The following is a 2,617-nucleotide window of genomic DNA, read 5'->3' on the forward strand; positions in this document are numbered from 1 at the left end:
GCCCGCACGACACCTGCCTGGTGGTGGTGGGGCGCGGCTCCTCCGATCCCGACGCCAACTCCAACGTGGCCAAGGTGACGCGGATGCTGGTGGAGGGCTTCGGCTTCGGCTGGGGTGAAACCGTCTATTCCGGCGTCACCTTTCCCCTGGTGGAGCCGGGGCTGCGGCAGGTGGTCAAGCTGGGCCACCGGCGGCTGGTGGTGTTCCCCTACTTCCTCTTTTCCGGCGTGCTGGTCAGCCGGATCCTGCAGCACAGCCAGCGGGTCGCCGACGACCATCCCGACGTGGAGATGGTGTCTGCGTCTTACCTGGGCGATCACCCGCTGGTGCTGGCCACCTTTGCCGAACGGGTCGACGAGGTGCTGCGGGGCGACACCGCCATGAACTGCTCGCTCTGTAAATACCGTGCCCAGGTGCTGGGCTTCGAGCGGGAGGTGGGGGCGCCGCAGCACAGCCATCACCACCATGTGGAGGGTCTGGTCGAGAGCTGCACCCTCTGCGAGCGCGAATGCACCGGCGCCTGCCAGCCGGATGGGGTGCCGATTCCCCTGGGCGGGGCAGCCGCTGCCCATAGCCACAGCCACGACCCTGCCCACAGCCACGATCACGCCCATGGGTCTGCGCAGGAGGCGGAGCCCGGCCATCACCATCCCCCCTATCCCCACGCCGACCACCCCCTGGGCCCACGAACCCTGCGCGGCTGAAGGGCAGCGTGAGGGCCGGCAGCTGGTCCAGCAGCAGGGCCAGCGCAGGTCTTGACCCTGGGATTCACGACCTGAGTCTCAAGAGACACGCTGACGATCAGCAGCGCTGATCGGTGCTGGCGGTCCGTCGGTTTCCCGGCTTCTCGGCGGTTTTCCCCAGAGCCATGCCTGTTTTTCCCCAGGTGTTCGGCTTGCGGCCCCGCTGGGATGGGGGGTGCTGGGGAATCGCCCGATTCCCCAGGCAACGCCCCTTGACACCGGTCCGTTCAGGGCGACGGTTGCGGGAATGGCCCCCTGGACCCTGGGTCGATCCCCTGCAGCAACAGAGATCTCAGCGATGAGACCCCGGAGTGCAGGGCGGGATCACGGCCTTTGACGGAGCACTGGCTGCCGTGGCCTACTGAAGGTCTCAATCGCTCAGGCGTTCATGGCAGCTCCCTCGGAAGGCTTCAGCGGCAGCTTCGGCAGTGACCCTGCCCACAGCCGCGTCAGCCTCGAGGCCGAGGTGCCGGAAGCCCTGTTCGATGGCATGCGCGACTTCCTCGGCCACCATCCCCAGTGGGACCAGTACCGGCTGATGACCTCCGCCCTGGCCGGCTTCCTGTTCCAGAACGGCTGCACCGACAGCTGCGTGACGCAGCACTACCTCAACGGCCTGTTCCTGCGGCCCTGAGAATCGAACCATGCATCGGTTCAGGACGACACCCAATAAAAAAGGCGGGAGTGCCAACCCCCGCCCCTGGTTTCTCCCTTGCCCGACCCATTGGAAGGTCGCCCGCAAAGTGTGCGGGCAAGGCGCCCCAGGGATTGTGGTGACCGACACCGCTTTGGGCCCAGGGTGAGCAGCCCCTGACCGAAGCTTTGCGGCCCTGGCGACCCGTCCACGAGGCCTCAGTCAGGCCTCCAGGCCCGCGTCACCCCGCCCCAGCCGCTCGGCGGCGGCGGCGCAGGCGCGCCAGGTGATCGCCATCTCGGTGAGGGTGGGGCTCTGCCAGCCGGCCGTGGGCCAGCAGGCCCCATCCACCACCAGCAGGTTGGGGGCCCGCCAGCACTGGTTCCAGCGGTTCACCACCCCGTCCGTTTCGCGGGCGGCCATGCGGGCCCCACCCAGTTCGTGGATGTAGTAGCCCGGCGGTGCCGCCCCTGGGGCGAAGGCGGCGCCACGCTTCACCAGGGGTTCCACCAGGGGCAGCACGTAGAGCTGGTCCAGCGGCCGGATGGTGCCGCCGGCGCTGGTCACCGCCGCTTCGATGCGGCGGTGCATGTGATCCACCATCCGCCGCTCGTTCTCGCCCCAGCGGCAGTCGATGTGGGCGGCCGGCAGGCCGAAGCCGTCGCGCAGATCCGGATCGAGGCTCACCCGGTTGTGCGCCTGGGGCAGCACCTCGCCGTGGCCGATCAGGAAGCCCACCGCTTCGCCTGGCCGCCGCTGGAAGGGCCTCGGCGGATCCATGCGCTGGATCGCACACCAGAGCCCGTAGCCGCGCAGGAAATCCGGAGGAGGTTCGTCCGTCGCCCCGGCCAGTGCCCCAGTCTTGCCCAGCGCAGTGGTCTTCATGCTCGCGGGCAGGTTCACGGTGTTGGGGATGAAGCAGCTGCCCGCCCCCGACAGCTCCGTGCGCCCCTCAGGTGCCGGCTGGTCGGGGATCGAGAAGAAGCGGCTGGTGGAGATGTGATCCATCAGGTAGTGCCCCAACGTGCCGGAGGGATCCACCAGGCCGCCGCTGCGCTGCTCCTCGCTGGAGTGCAGCAGGATGCGCAGGGTCTCGATCGTGGAGGCGCACAGCACCACCAGTCGCGCCGTCTGGCGCTGCAGGTTGCCGCTGCGGCCATCGAGGAACACCACCGCCTCGGCGCGGTTGCCGCCGGCATCGAGCTCCACGTGGCTCACCACCGCCTCGCTGCGCAGCTGC

Annotated in this window: 3 protein-coding genes; 2 read left to right on the forward strand and 1 reads right to left on the reverse strand. The window is 69.0% G+C overall.

Annotated elements, in window-relative coordinates:
• Both VB716_RS03245 and VB716_RS03250 read left to right on the forward strand, forming a co-directional pair.
• Positions 1-704: CbiX/SirB N-terminal domain-containing protein (locus VB716_RS03245; protein WP_323269704.1), on the forward strand; the 704-nt coding region annotated here is incomplete at its 5' end.
• Between the two features lie 427 nt (positions 705-1,131).
• Positions 1,132-1,377 (forward strand): DUF2811 domain-containing protein, encoded by a 246-nt coding sequence (locus VB716_RS03250; protein ID WP_197154904.1) that lies wholly within the window; start codon positions 1,132-1,134, stop codon positions 1,375-1,377.
• A gap of 222 nt (positions 1,378-1,599) precedes the next feature.
• On the opposite strand, the gene VB716_RS03255 is transcribed toward VB716_RS03250, so the two are convergent.
• Positions 1,600-2,617: GMC oxidoreductase (locus tag VB716_RS03255; RefSeq protein ID WP_323269706.1), on the reverse strand; the 1,018-nt coding region annotated here is incomplete at its 5' end.

This window comes from Synechococcus sp. CCY9201 (genome assembly GCF_034931105.1).
Classification (GTDB): Bacteria; Cyanobacteriota; Cyanobacteriia; order PCC-6307; family Cyanobiaceae; genus CBW1002.

What these genes read in the sequence shown, in the direction of transcription:
- VB716_RS03250 (WP_197154904.1), top strand. Translation starts at nt 1,132, where the DNA reads ATGGCAGCTCCCTCGGAAGGCTTCAGCGGCAGCTTCGGCAGTGACCCT.